This window comes from Lentzea sp. JNUCC 0626, from assembly GCF_043632865.1.
Taxonomy (GTDB): Bacteria; Actinomycetota; Actinomycetes; order Mycobacteriales; family Pseudonocardiaceae; genus Lentzea.
In genome coordinates this window covers 1924301-1944817 of record NZ_CP171635.1, presented here as the reverse complement: position 1 = coordinate 1944817, position 20517 = coordinate 1924301, and the positions used below count along the sequence as shown (strand labels likewise).

At 69.6% G+C, this 20517-nt stretch carries 21 protein-coding genes; 9 read left to right on the top strand and 12 right to left on the bottom strand.

Annotated elements, in window-relative coordinates; translation table 11 throughout:
* The first annotated feature begins 44 nt into the window (after positions 1-44).
* Both JNUCC0626_RS08510 and JNUCC0626_RS08505 read left to right on the top strand, forming a co-directional pair.
* A complete protein-coding gene (locus JNUCC0626_RS08510) occupies positions 45-419 on the top strand; it encodes a YciI family protein (protein WP_394619123.1) in 375 nt (124 codons plus the stop codon).
* A complete protein-coding gene (locus tag JNUCC0626_RS08505) occupies positions 416-1591 on the top strand; it encodes an RNA polymerase sigma factor (protein WP_394619122.1) in 1176 nt (391 codons plus the stop codon). The genes JNUCC0626_RS08510 and JNUCC0626_RS08505 overlap by 4 nt, the downstream gene beginning before the upstream one ends.
* Here JNUCC0626_RS08505 and JNUCC0626_RS08500 read toward each other — a convergent pair.
* Genes JNUCC0626_RS08500 through JNUCC0626_RS08490 form a run of 3 tightly spaced genes read right to left on the bottom strand, consistent with a single transcriptional unit; the run spans position 1563 to position 4136 of the window.
* Positions 1563-2252 (bottom strand): histidine phosphatase family protein, encoded by a 690-nt coding sequence (locus JNUCC0626_RS08500; protein WP_394619121.1) that lies wholly within the window; start codon positions 2250-2252, stop codon positions 1563-1565. The genes JNUCC0626_RS08505 and JNUCC0626_RS08500 overlap by 29 nt on opposite strands.
* 10 nt (positions 2253-2262) lie before the next feature.
* Positions 2263-3090 (bottom strand): undecaprenyl-diphosphate phosphatase, encoded by an 828-nt coding sequence (locus JNUCC0626_RS08495; RefSeq protein ID WP_394619120.1) that lies wholly within the window; start codon positions 3088-3090, stop codon positions 2263-2265.
* Entirely contained in the window at positions 3087-4136 is a 1050-nt protein-coding gene (locus JNUCC0626_RS08490) for an LLM class F420-dependent oxidoreductase (RefSeq protein WP_394619119.1), read from the bottom strand. Before JNUCC0626_RS08490 ends, JNUCC0626_RS08495 begins: the two co-directional genes overlap by 4 nt.
* A gap of 72 nt (positions 4137-4208) precedes the next feature.
* Here JNUCC0626_RS08490 and JNUCC0626_RS08485 point away from each other — a divergent pair, with 72 nt between their 5' ends.
* The 3 genes from JNUCC0626_RS08485 to JNUCC0626_RS08475 all read left to right on the top strand — a co-directional run bounded on the left by JNUCC0626_RS08485 (position 4209) and on the right by JNUCC0626_RS08475 (position 6272).
* Positions 4209-5174: an aldo/keto reductase gene (locus JNUCC0626_RS08485; protein ID WP_394619118.1), complete on the top strand. Its 966-nt coding sequence runs from the start codon at positions 4209-4211 to the stop codon at positions 5172-5174.
* Between the two features lie 232 nt (positions 5175-5406).
* A complete protein-coding gene (locus tag JNUCC0626_RS08480; RefSeq protein WP_394619117.1) occupies positions 5407-6063 on the top strand; it encodes a YncE family protein in 657 nt (218 codons plus the stop codon).
* Positions 6060-6272 carry a DUF5703 family protein gene (locus tag JNUCC0626_RS08475; RefSeq protein ID WP_355296552.1) on the top strand — a complete coding sequence of 71 codons (213 nt, stop codon included), beginning with the start codon at positions 6060-6062 and terminating at the stop codon, positions 6270-6272. Before JNUCC0626_RS08480 ends, JNUCC0626_RS08475 begins: the two co-directional genes overlap by 4 nt.
* Here the strand turns inward: JNUCC0626_RS08475 and JNUCC0626_RS08470 are convergent.
* The gene (locus JNUCC0626_RS08470) at positions 6265-7200 is read right to left on the bottom strand and encodes an aldo/keto reductase (RefSeq protein WP_394619116.1); all 936 of its coding nucleotides are present in this window, start codon (positions 7198-7200) and stop codon (positions 6265-6267) included. The two genes, JNUCC0626_RS08475 and JNUCC0626_RS08470, sit on opposite strands and share 8 nt — an antisense overlap.
* Positions 7201-7270: 70 nt before the next feature.
* Here JNUCC0626_RS08470 and JNUCC0626_RS08465 point away from each other — a divergent pair, with 70 nt between their 5' ends.
* From JNUCC0626_RS08465 to JNUCC0626_RS08455, 3 genes are all read left to right on the top strand, one after another.
* Positions 7271-7993, top strand: a complete 723-nt coding sequence (locus tag JNUCC0626_RS08465) for a helix-turn-helix domain-containing protein (protein WP_394619115.1) — start codon at positions 7271-7273, stop codon at positions 7991-7993.
* A 46-nt stretch (positions 7994-8039) separates the two neighbouring features.
* Positions 8040-11684, top strand: a complete 3645-nt coding sequence (locus JNUCC0626_RS08460; RefSeq protein ID WP_394619114.1) for a hypothetical protein — start codon at positions 8040-8042, stop codon at positions 11682-11684.
* A 170-nt stretch (positions 11685-11854) separates the two neighbouring features.
* A complete protein-coding gene (locus JNUCC0626_RS08455) occupies positions 11855-12316 on the top strand; it encodes a hypothetical protein (RefSeq protein ID WP_394619113.1) in 462 nt (153 codons plus the stop codon).
* Here JNUCC0626_RS08455 and JNUCC0626_RS08450 read toward each other — a convergent pair.
* The 8 genes from JNUCC0626_RS08450 to JNUCC0626_RS08415 all read right to left on the bottom strand — a co-directional run bounded on the left by JNUCC0626_RS08450 (position 12297) and on the right by JNUCC0626_RS08415 (position 19998).
* Positions 12297-13400: a hypothetical protein gene (locus tag JNUCC0626_RS08450; protein WP_394619112.1), complete on the bottom strand. Its 1104-nt coding sequence runs from the start codon at positions 13398-13400 to the stop codon at positions 12297-12299. The two genes, JNUCC0626_RS08455 and JNUCC0626_RS08450, sit on opposite strands and share 20 nt — an antisense overlap.
* Before the next feature lie 16 nt (positions 13401-13416).
* Entirely contained in the window at positions 13417-14250 is an 834-nt protein-coding gene (locus JNUCC0626_RS08445) for an alpha/beta fold hydrolase (RefSeq protein WP_394619111.1), read from the bottom strand.
* Positions 14251-14314: 64 nt separating this feature from the next.
* Positions 14315-15100: an SDR family oxidoreductase gene (locus tag JNUCC0626_RS08440; RefSeq protein WP_394619110.1), complete on the bottom strand. Its 786-nt coding sequence runs from the start codon at positions 15098-15100 to the stop codon at positions 14315-14317.
* Between the two features lie 12 nt (positions 15101-15112).
* Positions 15113-16438, bottom strand: coding sequence for a M20/M25/M40 family metallo-hydrolase (locus JNUCC0626_RS08435; protein ID WP_382437916.1), 1326 nt, complete (start codon positions 16436-16438; stop codon positions 15113-15115).
* Positions 16439-16457: 19 nt separating this feature from the next.
* Positions 16458-17348 (bottom strand): glutaminase, encoded by an 891-nt coding sequence (locus tag JNUCC0626_RS08430; RefSeq protein ID WP_394621994.1) that lies wholly within the window; start codon positions 17346-17348, stop codon positions 16458-16460.
* 27 nt (positions 17349-17375) lie between these two features.
* The gene (locus JNUCC0626_RS08425) at positions 17376-17969 is read right to left on the bottom strand and encodes a DUF6801 domain-containing protein (protein WP_394619109.1); all 594 of its coding nucleotides are present in this window, start codon (positions 17967-17969) and stop codon (positions 17376-17378) included.
* Positions 17970-18113: 144 nt separating this feature from the next.
* Complete coding sequence (locus tag JNUCC0626_RS08420; protein ID WP_394619108.1) at positions 18114-19271, bottom strand: PucR family transcriptional regulator; 1158 nt, start codon at positions 19269-19271, stop codon at positions 18114-18116.
* A 58-nt stretch (positions 19272-19329) separates the two neighbouring features.
* Positions 19330-19998 carry a GAP family protein gene (locus tag JNUCC0626_RS08415; protein WP_394619107.1) on the bottom strand — a complete coding sequence of 223 codons (669 nt, stop codon included), beginning with the start codon at positions 19996-19998 and terminating at the stop codon, positions 19330-19332.
* A gap of 100 nt (positions 19999-20098) precedes the next feature.
* Between JNUCC0626_RS08415 and JNUCC0626_RS08410 the strand changes: the two genes are divergently transcribed.
* The gene (locus tag JNUCC0626_RS08410; RefSeq protein WP_394619106.1) at positions 20099-20503 is read left to right on the top strand and encodes a hypothetical protein; all 405 of its coding nucleotides are present in this window, start codon (positions 20099-20101) and stop codon (positions 20501-20503) included.
* Positions 20504-20517 lie beyond the last annotated feature (14 nt).

Genomic DNA, 20517 nt, shown 5'->3' with positions numbered 1-20517 from the left:
ATGACGGTGAGAAGATTTTTCGCAAGCCACGAGCGGAGACCGACGTGAAGTACCTGATCCTCATCTACAGCAACCCGAAGTCGCGGGCAGCCTGGGAAAAGCTGACCGAAGCGCAGCAGATGAAGTTCGGCCAGGACCACTACGACCTCAGCGCCACACTCCGCGCCAGCGGCGAACTCGTCGTCAGCGAAGGACTCCCCGGACCGGAGACCGGCAAGGGCGTCAGCATCAAAAACGGCGAGGTCGTCGTCACCGACGGACCGTTCGCCGAGGCCAAGGAATACCTCGCCGGCTTCTACCTCGTCGAAGCCGACACCATCGACCAGGTCATCGCCCACGCCGCCACCCTGCCCGACGCCCACAACGACGGCATCGAGGTCAGGCCCGTGTGGGACATGTCCATGCTGGACGGCGCGTGAACCGAGAGATCGAGGGCCTGCTGCGCACACTCGCGCCGCAGGTCCTCGGCGTCCTCGTCCGCCGCCACGGCCAGTTCGACGTCTGCGAGGACGCCGTGCAGGAAGCCCTGCTCGCCGCCACCCAGCAGTGGCCACGCGACGGCATCCCCGACAACCCCCAGGGCTGGCTCATCACCACCGCCTCACGACGCTGGATCGAGCAGTACCGCTCCGAGACCGCACGCCGCCAGCGCGAGGACAAAGTCGTCGCCCTCACGCCACCACCACCCGACCCGGTACCCGCACAGGACGACACCCTCACGATCCTCGCCCTGTGCTGCCACGAGTCCCTCACCACAGCGTCGCAGATAGCCCTGACACTCCGCGCCGTCGGCGGACTCACCACCGCCGAGATCGCCCGCGCGTTCCTCGTCCCCGAAGCCACCGTCGCGCAACGCATCAGCCGCGCCAAGCAGAAGATCAAACAAGCCGGCGCCAAGTTCCGCCCGCCCCAGGACCTCAGCGCCGTCCTGCACGTGCTCTACCTGATCTTCACCGAGGGCTCCACCGCCAGCTCCGGCGACGACCTGCTGCGCGTCGACCTCACCGCCGAAGCCCTCCGCCTCACCCGCCGGCTGCACAAACGCCGCCCCGAAGGCGAAGTCACCGGCCTGCTCGCGTTGATGCTGCTCACCGACGCCCGCCGCCCCGCCCGCACCGACCCCCACGGCGCGCTCATCCCACTCGCCGAGCAGGACCGCACCAAGTGGGACGCGGACGCGATCACCGAGGGCACCGCACTCGTCCACAACGCCCTCACTACGCAGCAGATCGGCCCCTACCAGCTGCAGGCCGCGATCGCCGCCGTCCACGCCGACGCCACGAAAGCCGAAGACACCGACTGGGACGAGATCCTCGGCCTCTACGACCTGCTCACCGTCACCGCACCCGGCCCGATGGTCTCCCTCAACCGCGTCGTCGCCGTCGCCATGGTCCACGGACCACACCAGGCACTCGACGAACTGTCCACACTGGACCTGGACCACCACCGGGTCCACGCCGTACGAGCGCATCTCCTTGACCTGCAAGGACAACACGACGAAGCCAGGCAGGAATACGAGAAGGCAGCGAAACTAACCCTGAGCGTGCCCGAACAGCGGTACCTCAGGCACCGGTCGCGCCACCCACGGTAGCGTCCGACGACGGCGCCTCCTTCGGAGCAGCAGGCACCACACCCGACAGATCCCCACCGTTGTCGTTGGTGCGCAACACAAACGGCCGCGTCGGCGTGTACTGCACCACCGACACCGAACACGGATCCACCACGATCCGCTGAAACCCGTCCAAATGCACACCCAGCGCATCCGCCAGCACAGCCTTGATCACATCACCGTGCGAACACAGAATCCACACAGCCCCAGGACCATGCTCCTCGGTGATCCGAGCATCATGCGCCCGCACCGCCGCAACAGCACGCGCCTGCACATGCGCCAAACCTTCACCATCGGGAAACACAGCGGCGGAAGGGTGCTGCTGCACAACCGCCCACAACGGCTCGTCGTACAGATCCTTCAACGCCTTACCGGTCCACGCGCCGTAGTCCACCTCGGACAGATCCGGCTCCGCCACCGCCTCCAACGAACGATCGGCCAGCAACGGCGCCAACGTCTCCTCACACCTCTGCAAAGGAGACGACACCACCGCGCTGACCGGAACGTCCTTCAACCGACCCACGAGCGCCCGAGCCTGCGCCTGCCCGCGCTCGTCCAAACCCACCCCCAACGAACGCCCGGCGAGCACACCGGAACCGTTGGCAGTCGAACGAGCATGTCGAAGCAGGATCACCGTGGCCACGGCCCCCACCTTAGATCGGCTGCAACAACCCCATCGACAGCAGCCCCATCAGCACCAGACCCAGCATCAACCGATACCAGACGAACACCGAGTAGGAATGCTTCGACACGTACTTCAACAACCACGCGATCGTCGCGTAACCCACCACAAACGAGATGATCGTCGCCACGATCATCTGCGGAATCGACGCCTCCCCGGCCGCACCGGTGCGCTCCAGCACGTCCGGAATCGAGAACAACCCCGCCCCGAACACCGCCGGAATCGCCAGCAGGAACGAATACCGCGCCGCCGCCTCACGCGTCAGCCCCAGGAACAACCCGGCCGTCAACGTGCCACCCGAACGCGACACACCCGGAATCAACGCCAGCGCCTGCGCCAGCCCCATCCCGATCGCGTCCTTCATCCGCAGCTCATCACGCTGCTGCTTCGCCATGTGGTCCGCCAAACCCAGCAGCAGACCGAACACCACCAGCATCGTCGCCGTGATCCACAGGTTCCGCGCCGACGTCCGGATCTCGTCCTTGAACAAGAACCCGAGCACCGAGATCGGCACGGAACCGATGATCACGTACCAGGCGAGCTTGTAGTCCTTCTCCTTGCGCGCTTCCGCGCTGAAGAGGCCGCGGAACCAGGCGCTGATGAAGCGCCCGATGTCCTTGGCGAAATAGATCAGCACCGCCACCTCGGTACCCAACTGGATCACCGCGGTGAACGAAGCGCCCGCGTCGTTGCCGAAGAACAGCGTCGACGTGATGCGCAGGTGCGCACTGCTGGAAATCGGCAGGAATTCCGTCAGTCCTTGGACGAGTCCGAGGACAAGAGCCTGCAACCAGCTCAACTACCCACTCCTGCCAGATCCAGAGCCTCGGCCGCGGTGCGAAGGCCCGCGATCCCCTGCTCCAGATCTTGCAGCATCGGCGAAACGGACAGCGTGGTGACCCCCGCGGCAGCGAGCGCCTTCATCTTGTCTGCTATGCGCTCCTTCGGGCCCAGCAACGACGTCGCGTCGAGGAACTCCAGCGGGATCGCCGCCATCGCACCGGCGTAGTCGCGGGCCAGGTACTTCTCCTGGATCTCCTCCGCCTCAGCCGGGAAACCCATGCGCACCATCAGGTTGTTGTAGAAGTTCTGCTTCCGCGAACCCATCCCGCCCACGTACAACGCCGTGTACGCGCGCACCGGGTCCGCGCACGCCTTCCAGTCCTCACCCACGATCAACGGCACGGTCGGGACGACGTCGAAGCCGTCCATCGTCTTGCCGACCTTCTCCCGCCCGGCCTTCACCGCCGCCAGCGACTCCGCCGAGAACTCGGGCGAGAAGAAGATCGCCAGCCAGCCGTCCGCGATCTCACCCGTGAGCTCCAGGTTCTTCGGACCCACCGCCGCCAGGTAGATCGGAATCTGGTCCCGCACGGGATGCACGGTCAGCTGCAACGCCTTACCCGGACCATCCGGCAACGGCAGGGTGTAGTGCTCACCCTCATACCGCAGCTTCTCCCGCGTCAAAGCCTTCTTGACGATCTCCACGTACTCACGCGTGCGCGCCAACGGCTTGTCGAACCGCACACCGTGCCAGCCCTCCGACACCTGCGGACCCGACACGCCCAGCCCCATCCGGAACCGGCCACCCGACAACGTGTCCAAAGTGGCCCCGGTCATCGCGGCCATCGCCGGCGTCCGCGCCGGAATCTGGAAGATCGCGCTACCCACGTCGATGCGTTCGGTCTGCGCGGCCACCCACGCGAGCACCGTCGGCGCGTCGGAACCGTAGGCCTCCGCGGCCCACACCACCGAAAAGCCGAGACGGTCGGCCTCTTTGGCCAGCTCAAGGTTCGCGGCGTCGTTGCCGGCGCCCCAGTATCCGAGGTTCAATCCGAGCTTCACGAACCGTGACCCTACCGGTCAGTAACACCGATTGCCAGGCTCACACGATGATCACCCCTTAGCATCGCGCACGTGGAACAGCGATACCTCGGCCGCAGCGGCCTCCGCGTGTCCAGGACGGCACTGGGCACGATGACGTGGGGACGCGACACCGACGCGGACGAGGCCGCCACCCAGCTCATGGCCTTCGCCGACGCCGGCGGCACCCTCATCGACACCGCCGACGTCTACGCCGACGGCGAAGCAGAACGCATCCTCGGCACCCTCCTCGGCGAAATCGTCCCCCGCGACGAACTCGTCCTCGCCACCAAAGCCACCGCCCGCCGCACCGAAGGCCCCTTCGGCGGAGGAGCCTCCCGAGGCGCCCTTTTGTCCGCATTGGACGGATCGCTGCGCCGCATCGGCGTCGACCACATCGACCTCTGGCAACTCCACGCCTGGGACGCCGGCGTCCCCATCGAAGAATCACTGTCCGCACTGGACCTCGCCATCACCAGCGGCAAGGTCCGCTACGCCGGCATCTCCAATTACAGCGGCTGGCAACTCGCCACCGCCGCCATGACCCCCACGACCTACCCCCTCATCTCCACCCAGGTCGAGTACTCCCTGCTCGAACGCGGCATCGAACGCGAAGTCGCCCCCGCCGCCCGCCACCACGGCCTCGGCCTGCTCCCGTGGGCACCGCTGGGCCGCGGCGTCCTCACCGGCAAGTACCGCAACGGCACCCCACCCGACTCCCGCGGCGCCTCCGCCCACTTCGCCGGCTACGTCGAACAACACCGCAACGAACGCGCCGCCCGCATCGTCCAGGCCGTCGCCACCGCCGCCGAAGGCCTCGGCACCTCTGCCCTGTGCGTCGCCCTCGCCTGGGTCCGCGACCGGCCCGGCGTCATCGCCCCCGTCGTCGGCGCCCGCGACACCAACCAGCTCATCGCCTCCCTGGAAGCCGAAGCACTCACCCTGCCCCCGGCCATCCGCGCCGCACTCGACGACGTCAGCGCCATCGAACTCGGCTACCCCGAACGCCCGATGCCCTGACCTGCCACTTCTCTTCAGAGGGCCGACTCGGCGTTCGAGTCGGCCCTCTTCTTTGTGTTTTGGTTTGTGTGTTCTGCGGGTCGGTGGAGGAACATTAGTTTTGGTCTACACTGAAGCTATAGAGGTAAGTGCCGCCAAGCGGCCGAACGGGGTTTCACCCCACCCCTTGCGTGACCTCGAAGCGAACGTCAGGGATGCTGGAGACCACGACGTTTCACAGGAGGAACCGATCTTGCGCCGGCTCGCTGCTCTGATCCTGACCACCGCCACGCTGACCGCGTGCGGCCAGAGCGAGGGGTCACAGGACCCGCTGCAGGTCGCGGAAACCCTCGAAGCCGCCAAACCGGCCCACTCCCCCGCCCAGAACGCCACCCCGCCCGGCGAGATCGCCCCCGGCGGCACGTTCACCGAGGCGGGCACCACGCTGAAGTTCCAGGTCAACGGCCGCAACGTCGAACTCGACCGCCTCCGCAGCGCCGTCTTCGAGATGACCACCAACGACAAGGGCACCGAAACCCGCGGCGCAGGCCTGCGCGCAGGCGACGGCGCCACCAACGGCGTCCCCGACCGCTACGGCCGCCTCCTCGTCGTCGACACCCGCGGCGGCGAGTTCATCGCGTTCTCGATCAACCCGCTGATCATGCGTCAGCGCTACCCCATGCCCGGCACCCCCTACGGCATCGCCTACGACGCCAAGCGCGACATCGCGTGGATCACCCTCACCGAGCGCAACGAGGTCGTCGGCCTCAACGTCGCCGCTGGAGAACCAGCCGAGAAGTACCGGTTCCCCACCGTGCGTCAACCCAACACCGTCAGCGTCGACCAGGAATCCGGACGAGTCACCGTGACGTCCGGCGACAACGGAGGGATACAGGTGATCTCGCCATGACCGAAGGGGTGATCGACGGAGACTGGGAGTACAGGCCACTGCGCCTGCCGCCCGGCATCTCCCGCCGCGCCGCGACCACGCAGCTGGCCATCCAGGCCGAGTTCTCCGGCTGGGAACTGTCGCGCACGCTGCTCTACAGCGACGGCTCCCGCAAGATGTGGCTGCGCCGCAAGGTCCAGCCCGCCCTGGTGCCAGGCCTCATCACCTGACCACCAGGCCGTCCCCGAACGCGACGGGCTCGCACTCGTCGACGAAGTCCGCCGGAAAGCCCCGCACGAACGGGGCCGCCGCCTCCAGGCGCGCGACCGATTCCGGCGGCAACACCACCTCGCCCAGGCAGTCCCGCACGTGCTCCGGCGTCCGCGCGCCCACCAACGGCAGCGCCCCCTTGCCCCGCACCCACGCCAACGCGACCTGCGCAGGCGTCGCCCCCAGCTCCCCGGCGACCTCCCGCACCGCCCGCGCCGCGGCCTCCTCCCGCTCCGACAGCCGCCCGGACCGTTGCGTGCCACCGGACAACTTGCCCGCGGCCAGCGGCGCCCACGCCGCCACCGTCAGACCGAGCGCCGACGCCATCGGCAGCAACTCCCGCTCGACGTCCCGCCACAGCAGGCTGTACGGCACCTGCAGACCGGCGAACGCCGACCAGCCCCGCCACTCGGCCAGCGTGTTCGCCCGCGCCACAACCCACGACGGCGCGTCCGACATCCCGACGTAGAGCACCTTCCCCGCCCGCACCACGTCGTCCAGCGCCCGCATCGTCTCCTCGACCGGCGTGTGCCGGTCCCACACGTGCACCCAGAGCACGTCGACGTGGTCCGTGCGCAACCGCCGCAACGACTGCTCCAACGACCCCACCAGGTTCTTGCGGTGGTTCCCGCCCGCGTTCGGATCACCGGGATCCCGCGACAACGAGTACTTCGTCGCCACCACGAACCGGTCCCGCCGCCGCCCCAGCACCGCGCCCAACACCTCCTCGCTCTCGCCGTACGCCGAGGCGGTGTCGAGGAAGTTCCCACCGGCGTCGGCGTACGCCTCGATCACCGGCCGCGCCGCCTCCTCCGAACGCAACGTCATCGTGCCCAGCAACAACTCCGAGACACGCAGGCCGGTCTGCCCGAACAGTCGGTATCGCATGATCCACAGCATCGCCGCACCCCGGCGACAACAGGGAGACCCGCTCAGGGCCCCTCTAAGCTCGGGCGCCATGGCCGACAACGCACTGGGCCGCTTCCTGCGTGCCCGCCGCGAAGCCACCACTCCCCCGACCACCGAACGCCGCCGCACCCCCGGCCTGCGCCGCGGCGAACTCGCCGACCGCGCGGGCATCAGCGTCGAGTACCTCACCCGCCTCGAACGCGGCACCGACCGCTCCCCGTCCGGCCAGGTCCTCACCGCTCTCGCCGACGCGCTCGCCCTGAGCGCCGACGAACGCGTGCACCTGTACCGCCTCATCAAGGCCGAGTCGACCTGCTCCCCCGCCCCGCCGCCACCGCTGCGCCCGACGATCCTCGCCACGCTCGCCGCCCTCGAACCCACCGCGGCCGCCGTCCTGACCCCCGCCCTCGACGTGCGGGCGTGCACCAGCGGGTTCCGTGAGAAGTCCGGACTGAACGGCGAACAGAACCTCGCCCGCTTCGCCTTCAGCGAGCCCGCCAGGACCCACTACCCCGACTGGGACGCCATCGCCACCAGCCGCGCCCACGCCCTCCGCGCCGCCGCCGACCTGGGCGACCACGCCGCCGCGGCGCTCGCGTTCGAACTCTCCCTCACCGCCGGCACCGCCTTCACCAGCCGCTACGACACCGCGGCCGCCCTGCCCCCGGCCACCGGCACCGAACGCTGGGGGCCTCACCTCCTGGCGTTCGAGTCCCTGTACGTGCCCGGAGAGGCCGAACACCGCCTGGTGATCTACTTCAGTCAACACTGAAGCTATAGAACATGACGATATTCCAGCGGATGAAACAATCCTGGTCATGCCTCGCCCGGAGAAGCCGCTCGACCCGTTCGCCGGGCCCGTCCAGCAGTTCGCGTTCGACCTCCGCAAGCTCCGCGAGAAGGCCGGCTCCCCCGGCTACCGCGAACTCGGCAGCCTCAGCCACTACTCCGCCAGCACCCTCGCCGACGCCGCCCGCGGCCAGCGCCTCCCCAGCCTCGCCGTCACACTCGCGTTCGTCCGGGCCTGCGGTGGCGACGAGGAAGCGTGGGAACGGCGCTGGCGCGAGATCGGCGAGGCCGAAGCCGAGACGCTGCGCCCCGACTCCCCCTACGCGGGCCTCCAGGCGTTCACGGTGGACGACGCCGATCGGTTCTTCGGCAGGGAACGCCTCCTCGGCAAGCTGCTCGGCAAGCTCGAGCACCACGACGTCGTGCTGGTCATCGGTGCGTCGGGGTCAGGCAAGTCGTCGCTGCTCAGGGCCGGTCTGCTCGCCCGCAACGGCGGCGAGCTGATCACCCCCGGCACTCACCAGACGCCGCCGGACACCCAGCGACTCCTGGTCGTCGACCAGTTCGAGGAGATCTTCGCCCTCCCCCACCAGAACGAGTTCATCGCCGCGCTCACGAGACGCACGGCGAAGACCGTCATCGGCCTGCGCGCCGACTTCTACGGCCACTGCGCCCGCCACCCCGAGCTGGTCGAGGCCTTCGAGGACGCCCAGGTGCTGGTCGGACCGATGACGACGGACGAACTGCGCAGGGCCATCACCCAACCCGCCGTCGAGGCCGGCTGCGCGCTGGAAACCGGACTGGTGGCCAGGCTGATCGCCGACGCCACCGGCGAGGCGGGCGTGCTCCCCCACGTCAGCCACGCGCTGCTGGAGACGTGGCAACGCAAGCGCGGCAACACCCTCACCCTCGCCAGCTACCACGAGAGCGGCGGCATCGCCCGCGCCATCGCCAACACCGCCGAGACCGCCTACAACGACCTCGACGAGGCCCACCGGCAGCAGGCCCGGCAGGTCTTCCTGCGGCTGATCACCCCCGGCGAAGGCACCGAGGACACCAAACGGCACGTCAAACGGTCCGAGCTCGCGGCCGACGAGGTCGTCGAACACCTCGCGGCGGCCCGCATCCTCACCGTCCACGACGACAGCGTCGAGATCAGCCACGAGGCCGTCATCCGCAGCTGGCCCCGCCTCAAGGACTGGGTCGCGGAGGCACGCGACGACCTCCGGGTGCACCGCAGGCTCACCGCCGCGGCCGCCGACTGGGAGGCCCACGACCGCGACCCCGGCTCGCTGTACCGGGGCGTCCCGCTCAGCCAGGCCACCGACTGGGCCCAGCGCGAACCGGACGCCCTCAACGCCGCAGAACAGGCGTTCCTCGACGCCAGCAAGACCGCCGTCGAACGTGACCTCGCCACGGACCGACGCCGCACCACGAACCTAAGGCGCGTCGTAGCGCTGTTGGCCGCGCTGCTGCTGGTGGCCACCACCGCGACCGTGTTCGCCGTCAGCGCGCAACGCCAGACCACCGAGCAACGCACCATCGCGCTCGCCCAGAAAGCCATCGCCGAGGCCAACGACCTGCAGGAACGCGACCCCGGCCTGGCGAGCCGGCTGAGGCTCGCCGCCTACCGGCTCACGGACCTCCCCGCCGCCCGCGACAGCCTGCTCAGCACGTTCGCCGGACCCCAGGTCACCGTCGTCGCCGGCCACGCGGAGCCCGCCTCGTTCGCCCTGTTCAGCCCGGACAGGAAGCTGCTCGCCACGGCGGGCGACGACCGAACGCTGATCATCAGGGACTTCCAGGACCCCTACCACCCCACCGAGCTCGGCCGCGTCCACGCCGGTGACCACGCCACCCACAGCATGGCGTTCAGCCCAGACGGCAAGATCATCGCCGCGGCCGGCTGGGACGGCCTCATCCGCCTGTTCGACGTCAGCAACCCCCGCAAGCCGTTCGAGAAGGCCAAGATCAGCGGGCACGACGGCCAGGTCGAGGCCGTGTTGTTCACCCCGGACGGCCGCAACCTCGTCAGCAGCGGCGAGGACGGCACCATCCGCGTCTGGGACGTCACCGGCACCGCGGTCCGCACGATCCAGGCCCACACCGGCGTCGTGCACGCCATCTCCCTCACCACCGACGGCACCCGGCTCGCGTCCGCCTCCTGGGACACCACGGTCAAGCTCTGGGACCTCGCGACCGGTACCGAACTCGCCACGATCGCCCCGGCAGCCCGCGACAGCAACGTCGACAAGGCCATGTACGGCGTCTCCTTCTCCCCCGACGGCCGCACGGTCGCCACCGCGAGCGCCAACGACGTGCGGCTCTGGGACGTCACCGACCCGCGCTCCCCCGCCCAGATCAAGGAGCTGCCCGGCCACACGTTCAGCGTGCACACCGTCGAGTTCTCCCCCGACGGCCGGTTCCTCGCGACCGGCGGCGGTGACAAGGCCACCCGCCTGTGGGACGTGCGCGATCCGCGCAACGCCGAACTCGCCGCCCTCCTCGGCGGCCACAGCGACTCCCTCTGGTCCGTCGCCTTCAGCGCCGACTCGCGCCACATGGTCACCGCCACCAACGACGCCGAGGTCCGGGTCATCGACCTCGCGAACCTCAGCGTCCCCGTGCACCAGCGGACGGTCTGGAAGCTCGACTACGACCCCCGCGGCCGCTTCTTCGCGACCGTCTCCTCCGACAGCGCCATCAAGCTGTGGCGCCCGGAGGACCGGCACGCCCTGGAGCTCTCCACCCTCCCCGCGCTCGCCCCGGACGACGAGGGCCAGACCGTCGACATCAGCCCCGTCGACGACGTCGTGTACGCCTCGACCTCGGCGGGCACCGCACTGTGGGACGTCAGCGATCCGACCAGGCCGCGCGAGCTCAGCAAGGTGGTCGAGAACGCAACCCCGATCGTCGCCGCGAGCTTCAGCCACGACGGCGACACGCTCGTCACCGCTGACGAGGACGGCGCCGTCACGTTGTGGAACGTCAGCGACCCCGCCAAGCCGGTCAAGGCGGGCGGGTTCACCATCCCCCGCACCGACACCGTGTGGCAGGTCGAGCTCACCCAGGACGACCGCACGGTCGTCATCGCCAACGGCAGCCGCGAACTCCAGCTCTGGGACATCAGCGACCCGGCCAACCCGCGAGCCCACCCGCCGTTGCGCACCGACGACAACCCGAGCCCCATCCGCCGCGGCGGCGCGGCGGGCCGCGAGGAGGTGCTCAGCGTCGTCATCCACGGCACCGTCATGGCGATCGCGAACCAGGGCTCGAGCGGCGCGCTGTACGACATCAGCGATCCCGCACAGCCGCGCGAGCTCGGCACCCTGCCCAACGACGGCGGGCCGCTGCAACGCCTCGCCTTCTCCCCCGACGGCACCCTCATCGCGGCCGGTACGACCGACGACGTCGTCCGCGTGTGGGACGTGCGCGATCCCCGCAACCCCCAGGTGCGGGCAGTGCTGCACGGTCACACCGAACGGGTGTGGGGCGTGGCGTTCGCCTCGGACAACCGCACGCTGGCGACGGCGGGAGCGGACCGCACCGTCCGCGTGTGGGACCTCGACGCCGAGGCCACCGCCGCCCGTGTGTGCTCGACTACGACGGCGCACCTGTCCAGTCGTCTTTGGGACCACTACTTCCCCGGTGTCGACCCGAGGCCACTCTGCTGAACAAGGACACCCACCTCTCTTCTACACCGCTTTTCTAGTGCGAAAACGTTGTGCGGTGTCGATGTCCAGGCGTCGTACAACAACGTTCGTTCAACACGGCGGTCCGCACCCGGTGAGGTGATCCATCAGTCAACACTGAAGCAATAAAATTCACCGAACTGGTTGTCGATATGATCAGATTCTGGGTCATGGAGCTCGTGCCGCACGAAGTCGGGGTCGCACACAGCGCACTGCCGCACGACGAAACGTCCGCCCGCGCCCTGCTCGCGCACGCCGCCGCGCAGGGCCTGCACACAGTCGTCGTCACCGCGGAGGAAGGTGACGAACGCGCGATAGCCGTGCTGCGCGAACTGCGCGCGGAGTACACCACCGAGGACGGCCGCATCACGGCCCAGCTCGACACGGACGCCGAAGGCCAGTTGCAGCACCTCTGGGGACTGTCCGCGGACGAACGGGCCACCTGGCTCGCCGCGTTCCCCCGCAGCGACGACCCGAACTGGTGGATGCACCGCCTGCTGGTGCTCAACCATCACCCGGAGTGGGCGCCGCTCAAGGACTGGCTGGTCGACGAGCACGTCCGGCTCTTCGGCCGCCCGCCCGGCCGGCGCCGCTCTAGCGCGGCAGGCCGCTGAAGTCAGGCTGGGTGAACCGCTGGATCCAGGGGATCGGGGCCTCCTTCGGGGTGTCCTGATCCGGCTGGACGGCGGCGAACGTCAGCACCGGCACGCGCGGCACACCGACCGCGATCACGTCGTCGTGCGTGCCGGCGATCCACATCACGCCGGTGTCGGCGATGTTCGCGATCACGCTGAGCTCGGGCACCACGAACTGCACGAGCGCGAGCCTCCCGTCGGGCATCTGGGCGAGCCCGGCCACGTTCTGGTTGGGCTGCCACGGGAACAGCGTGATCGTCACCGGCGTCCACTGCGCCGAGTTCTGCACCGCGCGGACGGCGTCGCGGTACCAACGGCCGATCTCGACGGCTGTGGGCACGCCGAGCAGGCCCAGCACCAGCACGAGTCCGCCGACGACCAGCCCGGCGGGCGAGAGCGGGAACAGGCTCAGCAAGACCAGCACCGCCCCGACGCCCACGGGCACGACCGCCCACAGCCACGCGCGTTCACCCCAGCGGAACCCCTTGAACGCCTGCGCCGTCGCCGAGTCGTCGAGCGGACGCCCGATCGGCCGCTCCACCCGTTCCCGCACCGGGTGCTCCGGGTCCGGGGACCGGTCGACCTTGGCGTTCTCCATCTTCGCGAACCCGGCGGCGCGCACCACGGCCTTCCCCGCCGCGTCGGGTCCGCAGACGAAGACCTCCTGCCGTTCCAGCACCATGTCCGGCAGGTCCTGGAACCAGCCCTTGAGCACGACGCCGTCCGATAACCGCAGCCGGTCGGTGCCGTCCTCGTGCTTCTCGAACACCTCGGCCGGCATCCGCCGCCACGGCTGCTCCAGCAGACCGCGCCGCTGCGCCCGCGTCTCCACCCGGTACATCAGCGGACCCAGCCCGAGCAGGAACGTGAGCAGCGCCAGCACGGCGAACGCGCCGATGTTGCCCGGCGTCGACGCGAGCAGCCAGCACACCACGGCGCCCGCCCCGGTCACCAGGGCGATGCCTCCGAGATTCCTCGCGCCCCAGCGCAGGTCCCGCAGGATCAGGCCCGTCGACCAGTCGTCGGTCGCCGGCACGTCCGTGCTCGGTTCGAGGTACTGCACCACAGCCGACCCCCAGCTATGCCTTGGCGGCGACCTCCCGGATCAGGTTCGCGAGCTCGGCCGGCCGCTCCAGGGGAAGCATATGTCCCGCGTCCGACAAGATCACCGACGTTCCGCCGAACCGGACCGCGTCCGCTTCGGGCACCAGCCGGTCCTCGTCCCCCACCACGGCGACGACGGCCTTCTCCTTCGCCACCGTCAGCCCGGCCTCGCGGTCGTAGCGGTCGACGGCGGGCCGGAACAGCGCGACCGTCTCCGGCCAGTGCGCCCACACCATGTCCGCGGTGAGCTCCACGTCCTCGGGCGCGGGCTGGTCGCCGAACAACCACCAGCGCAGCCCGGCCGTCTTGGTCGGTTCGATCTTCTCCCGCACCGCCCGCACCAGCGGCCCGAACGCCCGTTCCAACTCCCGCACGAGCTTGCCGACGGCCTTGGGCCACGCCAGCGACGTCTCGGACATCCCGCTCGCCGCCGTGGACACGAACACGTTGCCCAGCACGCGTTGCCGGAACAACCGGGGCCGTCGTTCGGCCATCGCCAACGCCGCCATGCCGCCCATCGAGTGGCTGGCGATCACGACGTGGCCCTGCGGCACGGCCCGTTCGATCAGCTCGCCGAGGTCCTCCCCCAGCTGCTCGATCGTCGCCGTCTCCTTGGTCGCGGCACCCGAGTCGCCGTGGCCGCGGTGGTCGTAGGCGATGACCTGGAAGTCGGGGCTCAGCAGGTCCACGACCTTGTGCCAGCTGCGGTGGTCGAGCGCGTAGCCGTGCGCGAGCACGACCGTCACCGGGGCGTCGGGATCCCCCGCCCGCACCACGTTCAGCTCGGTCCCGTCCTCCAGCCGCACCATGCGCGAGTCCTTTCGCCGTGTCGTCTGTTCGTCCTAACGAGACAACCCGGTTCCAGGACACGGTCTAGTGGCGAAGCACCACATCGGGTGGCCGCTGCCCGCCCCCGACGCCCGGCACGCCGCGGAAGCCGTACGCGGTGGCCTTCCCGCCGGGCTGGATGATCCACGCCTCCCCCGGCTGGCCGTCCGCGAGCACGTTCTCCACCGCCCCGGCGACGTCGGACGGCGTGAGCAACGGGAACCCGGCGGCGGCGAACTCCTCCTTCGCACCGCCCAGCAGCAACGTGTCGACGAACCCCGGGCACAGCGCGGAGACCGTGATCCCCTCCCCCGCCAGCGCCTGACCGGCGGCCCGCGCGTACCCGACGACCGCGTGCTTGGTCAGCGTGTACAGCGGGTCGGACGGCATCGCGGTGAGCCCGGCGAGTGACGCGGTGATCACGATCCGGCCGCCGCCCTGGCGCCGCAACGCCGGTACCGCCGCGCACAACCCGTACACGACGTGATCGACGTTCACGCCGACCAGCTTGCGGTAGCGGGCGACGTCGAGCGCGTCGTCCACCCCGGCCTGGCCGCCACCGATCCCGGCGTTGAGCAGCACGACGTCGAGGCCGCCGAGGTCAGCCTCGACCTGCGCCACGACGGCGGGCATCGTCGCGGGATCGGTGACGTCACCGGCGATGGCGACGCCGCCCACCGCGGACGCGACCCGCTGCGCCCCGGCCCCGTCGAGGTCGAGCACGACGACGCGGGCACCCAGCTTCGCGAGCCGGTGCACGACGGCCGCGCCGATGCCGCGCGCGCCTCCGGTCACCAGCGCGACCTGGCCGGTCAAGTCCACAGTGGACACGGCGATCACCCTCTAGCTGTTGCGCAGGAACCTGTCGAGGACCCGGACGCCGAACTTCAGGGCGTCCACCGGCACGCGCTCGTCCACGCCGTGGAAGAGCCCGGAGAAGTCGAGGTCGGCGGGCAGCTTCAACGGCGCGAAGCCGAAGTTGCGGATGCCGAGCTGCTGGAACGACTTGGCGTCCGTGCCGCCGGAGAGCATGTACGGCAGCACGCGGGCGCCGGGGTCCTCCGCGATGATCGACGCCGTCATGGCGTCCACCAGGGCGCCGTCGAACGTCGTCTCGACCGGCGGCAGGCCGACCCACTCCCGTTCCACGTCCGGGCCGAGGAGCTCGGCGAGTTCGCGGTCGAACGCCTCCTCGCGGCCCGGCAGGATGCGGCAGTCCACAGTGGCCTCGGCGGTCGACGGGATGACGTTCGCCTTGTACCCGGCCGAGAGCATCGTCGGGTTCGCGGTGTCGCGCAGGGTGGCGCCGATCATCCGCGAGAGCGCGCCGAGCTTGCCGATCGAGCCCTCGACGTCGTCGTCGGGGAACTCGAGGCCGGTGATCTCGGTGACGCCGTCGAGGAACTCCCGCACGGACGGCCGGATGATCAACGGCCACTGGTGCTGGTCGAGCTTCGTGACGGCGGCGGCGAGCTTCGCCACGGCGTTGTCGCGGTGGATCATGCTGCCGTGCCCGGCGGTGCCCTTGACCCGCAGCTTGAGCCAGCGGATGCCCTTCTCGGCGGTCTCGACGAGGTACGCGCGCACGTCGTCCTTGAGCGTGATCGAGAACCCGCCGACCTCGCTGATCGCCTCGGTGACGCCCTCGAACAGCTCGGGCCGGTGCTCCACCAGCCACTTGGCGCCGAACAGGCCGCCCGCCTCCTCGTCGGCGAGGAACGCGAACACGATGTCGCGCGGTGGCACGACGTTCTCGCGCTTGAAGTGCCGCGCGAGGGCCAGCGTCATGCCGACCATGTCCTTCATGTCGACGGCGCCGCGGCCCCAGACGTAGCCGTCCTGCACGGCGCCGGAGAACGGGTGCACCGACCACTCGGAGGCGTCGGCGGGCACGACGTCGAGGTGCCCGTGCACCAGCAGCGCGCCCCGGCTGGGGTCGGCTCCGGCCAGGCGTGCGACGACGTTGCCGCGGCCCTTGGCGCCGGACTCGACGTAGGTGGTCTCGTAGCCGACCTCGGAGAGCTTCTCGGCGACCCACTCGGCGGCCGCGCGCTCCCCCACGACCGTGGCGGGATCACCCGTGTTGGTCGTGTCGATCCTGATCAGCTCGCTGACGAGCGTGACGGCCTCTTCTTCAGCCAGTGCCAGTGCGTTCCCCGTTGTGCTCACCCCGTCGTTCTATCACTGTTCAGAACACGCTCCACCCTGTGAGAGTGGTGAAACGGTCCAGCGCGTCGACTCCCGCGACGGAGTTGCCGCGTGCGTCCAATCCTGGACTCCACACGCAGATCGCGCACTTCCCCGGGACGACGGCGATGATTCCGCCGCCGACGCCGCTCTTGCCGGGCAGACCGACGCGGTAGGCGAACTGCCCGGCGGCGTCGTAGGTGCCGCACGTGAGCATCACGGCGTTGACGCGCTTGGCACCGCTGACGCCGAGCAGCCGGGTGCCGTCGTTGCGGACGCCGTGCCGGGCGAGGAACAGGGTGGCGCGGGCGAGGTCGGCGCAGCTCATCGCGATCGAGCACTGCCGCACGTACTCGCGCACGACGACGTCGACGGGGTTGCGCATGTTGCCGTAGGAGGCCATAAAGTGCGCGAGCGCGCGGTTGCGGTCGCTGTGGTCCAGTTCGGACTTGGCGACCTCGGGATCGACGTCCAGGCCGGGGTTCCCGCTCTCCTGCCGCAGGAAGTCGAGTAGCCGGTCTGCCGCGCCGAGGCCGAGGTGGTCGGTGACGACGACGGCGCCGGCGTTGATGAACGGGTTGCGCGGGATGCCCTGCTCGGTCTCCAGCTGCACCAGCGAGTTGAACGGCGACCCGGACGGCTCGCGGCCGACGCGGGTCCACACGTCGTCGTTCTCGGCGAGGGCCAGAGCGAGCGTGAACGCCTTGGAGATGCTCTGGATCGAGAACGGCCTCTCGTACTGCCCCGCGCCGAAGACCTCGCCGTCCAGTGTCGCGACGGCGAGGCCGAAGGTGTGCGGGTCGATCCTGGCCAGCGCCGGGATGTAGTCGGCGGCTGAGCCACCTGGTGTGACCTCGGACGCGATGCGGTCCACCAGTTGCTGGAGCTCCATGCCGCTCATCCCATCACGGGATGAGCCTCACGCCACCGGGAACTCGTGGAACTTGGTGGCCTGGCCCGCCCCCACGGTGCAGGGCGAGTTGACGGTGCCGATCCACGTCGGGTCGCCGTTGGCGTAACGCGGCGTCAGGGAGAGGGTCGCGTTGCCCAGCGAGATCGTCGCCGTGCCCGCGTTCGGGAGCGTCAGCGCCGGGAACGTGCCGGTGGCGACGACCTGGAACGTGCCGGAGGACGGCACCGCGGTGTTCGGGATGGCCGACGTCGCGGTGATGTTCTGGACGCTGCTGCCGTTGGTGACCGTGATGGCGGTGCTCAGCGTGCCGTCCACGGAACGGCCGCCGATCCACCACAGCGTGTTGCGGATGTCATCCGACACGGTGGCGGTCACCGACGTGGACGCCGGTGCGGTCGGCACGCCGACAGCGGCCGAGTCCGGCACGTCCGGTGAGGTGACCACGGTGGGCACGTCGTGCGTACCGGTGATCGAGAACTCGCACCGGTAGGTGATGTCCAGCGAGGCGGTCGCGGCGGAACTCGTGCCGGCCGTCGCCACGCTCAGCGCTCCGGCAACCAGAGCGACGGCGGCGGCGCGCGCGAAAAGTCCGGTCTTCATCTGCAGGGACCTCCATGAGTACGACATTGAACTGCAAGAAGGCGGTGTTGCTTTACTCGCCAGTAAAGTAACCAGGCCGGTTTCTTCGTGGCAAGCAAAAATCAGCTTTTGTCACTTGGGTGCGAAATGTGTTGCGGCGATTTGTCAGCCGCGCTGCAACAAATAGTGCGCGCGCAGGGCGAGTTCGAGGGTGAACCGCTGTTCGGCGTCGTGCATTCGGTCGCCGAACAGTTCGTCCAACTGGTTGACCCGGTAGCGCACGGTCTGCGGATGCACCTGCAACCGGGAGGCGACCTCGGGTGCGCCGCCGCGCGCGGAAAGCCACACGAGCAGGGTCTCGGCGAGCTTGGTCCGCTGCCGGTCGGTGAGCGGGGCCAGCGGCGCGAGCGCCCGTTCCGCCAGCTGCCGGGCCAGGAACTCGTCCGCGAGCACGGTCAGTTCGACGATGTGGTCGGCGCAGTCGAGGACGGTCCGGCGCGGCAGCACGCCGTCCTTGGCCAGCGCGAGCACCCGGCGTGCGCTGGCCAGCGACCTCGGTGTGTCGTGCGGCGCGACCGGCACCCCGACCGCCGCGCGCCAGCCCGGCAACGCGCGAACGAGCCACCGGCTGACCGCCACCGGGTTCGGCACCAGCAGGTACGGGGTGGCGTCCTCGAAGTCGACCAGCACGTCGGCCGGCAGGTCGTCGGCGGGCGCGGCGGACGGCTCAAGCGCTACCGCCACGAGCCGGTCGGGCACCGGCCACGCCGCCGCCTGGGCCGCGTCCACCACCGCCTGCCAGTTGGCCGCCGGATCGCCGACCAGGAGTTCCATCAGCTTGCGCCGCCTGCGTTCGAGCGTGCCCGCCGCGCTGGCCTGCGCGGCCGCGTAGCCCTCGACCGACAGGCTGACGAGTTCGTCGACGTGCGCGATCATCGCCTCGCCCAGCACGGACATCTCGCGCAGCGACAGCGCGCGCTGCTCGGCGAACCCGCAGACGTGCCTCCAGGCCACCCGCGCGCCGATGCGGTAGGCGGCCTGGAGGCTGTCGAGACTGCGGCCGGACTTGAACTCCCACGCGCCGAGCTTGCGGTGGATGTCGTCGTGCGGATCCGGCTCGGAATCGGGCGCGGCGATGCGGTCGACGAACTTCACCAACGCCTGCCGGATTCCGTCGACGACGTTGTCACGGAACTCGCTGTATTCGGGAATCGATTTCTCGATGGCCTCGAAAATGCCGACCGCGACCGGCGCCACTTCCATTCGGAGCAACGGCGCCAGTTCGCGCGGGACCGATCTGCGCGGATCGTCCAGGCCGGTCATCCTGGCGAGTGTAGGAGGAAAACGAAACCGGGTCGTTCAGCCAACCGGACGAAGTGGTTCACACGAAGAACAGCCTGACCACGGCGTCGCGGGTGACCAGGAACCCGGCGATGCCGAGAATCCACCCGGTGGTGCTCGCGCCCTTCTCCGCGAACCACGTGCTGATCTTCGCCAGGAACGGCTCGACGCGGTGCCGCAACGCGAGCCGTGCCACGAGGAGGACCAGCGCGGGCACGATCATGACCAGGCAGTACCCGGCCAGCAGCAGCCCGACCTGGGCGGTGCTCAGGTCCGCGGCGCTCATCATCCCGATCGCGCCGAGGTACGGCAGCATCGTGGCGAGTTCGACCACGCCCGCGAGCAGCGCGACTCCGGCGAGCGCCGCCGCGGACCCGTTGGCGTTCAGGCGGTTCTGCCACTTGCCGGTGTACGGCTTCTTCTTGCCGTCGAAGCGGAAGCTGACGGCGAACAGCAGCACGCCGATCACCAGCTGGATCCACAACGCCACCTGCCCGTCGAGGTGGTCGATCACCTGCGACGCGCCGAGCACGATCAGCACGCCCACGCCGAAGTAGAAGACGGTGATCGTGCCGAGGTAGACGGCGAACCTGCTCAGCTTCAGCCTGCCTGGCGTGAGCATCAGCCAGATCGGGATGAACAACGTCCCGATGCTCGTCGAGTCGAGCAGCGCCAGCCCCGCCAACGCCGCGATGAGTCCCAGTGTCATGCGCTCCCCCGTTTTCGCACGATCGTAATATTACGGCCTCGACCTGATCTTCGCAACGCGGCTGGGCAACCCCTCGGCCGCACGAGGCGTCGAACAGCTCGTGAAGCGATGGATCTGGGCGGCCGTGGCCGCGGTCCCGGTCGTGACCGGTGCGATCTGGTGGGCCCTGCCCGACACGACGGACGTCGCGGTGATCACCGCGATCAGCCCTGACGGCACCGTGACCTGGGTGGACGGCGAGATCAGGCCCGCCGAGGAGAACAGCTCTGCCGTGCACGAACTACCCGGCGAGAAGCACGTCTCCCGGCTCGCGGACGACGTGGTGATCCGCACGCCGTTCGGCTGTGGCCAGGCGGAGGGCCTGACGCTCACCCTGTTCGGCATGGGCGACGCCCCGTGCGCGCGAACCGACTTCCTCGCCGAGAAGGAACCGATCTACGCGCCGCGGCTGACGTTCAACGGCGACGGCGAGATCACCGAGATTCAGGGGCGATACCACCCGTAACCCGTATAAGGGTG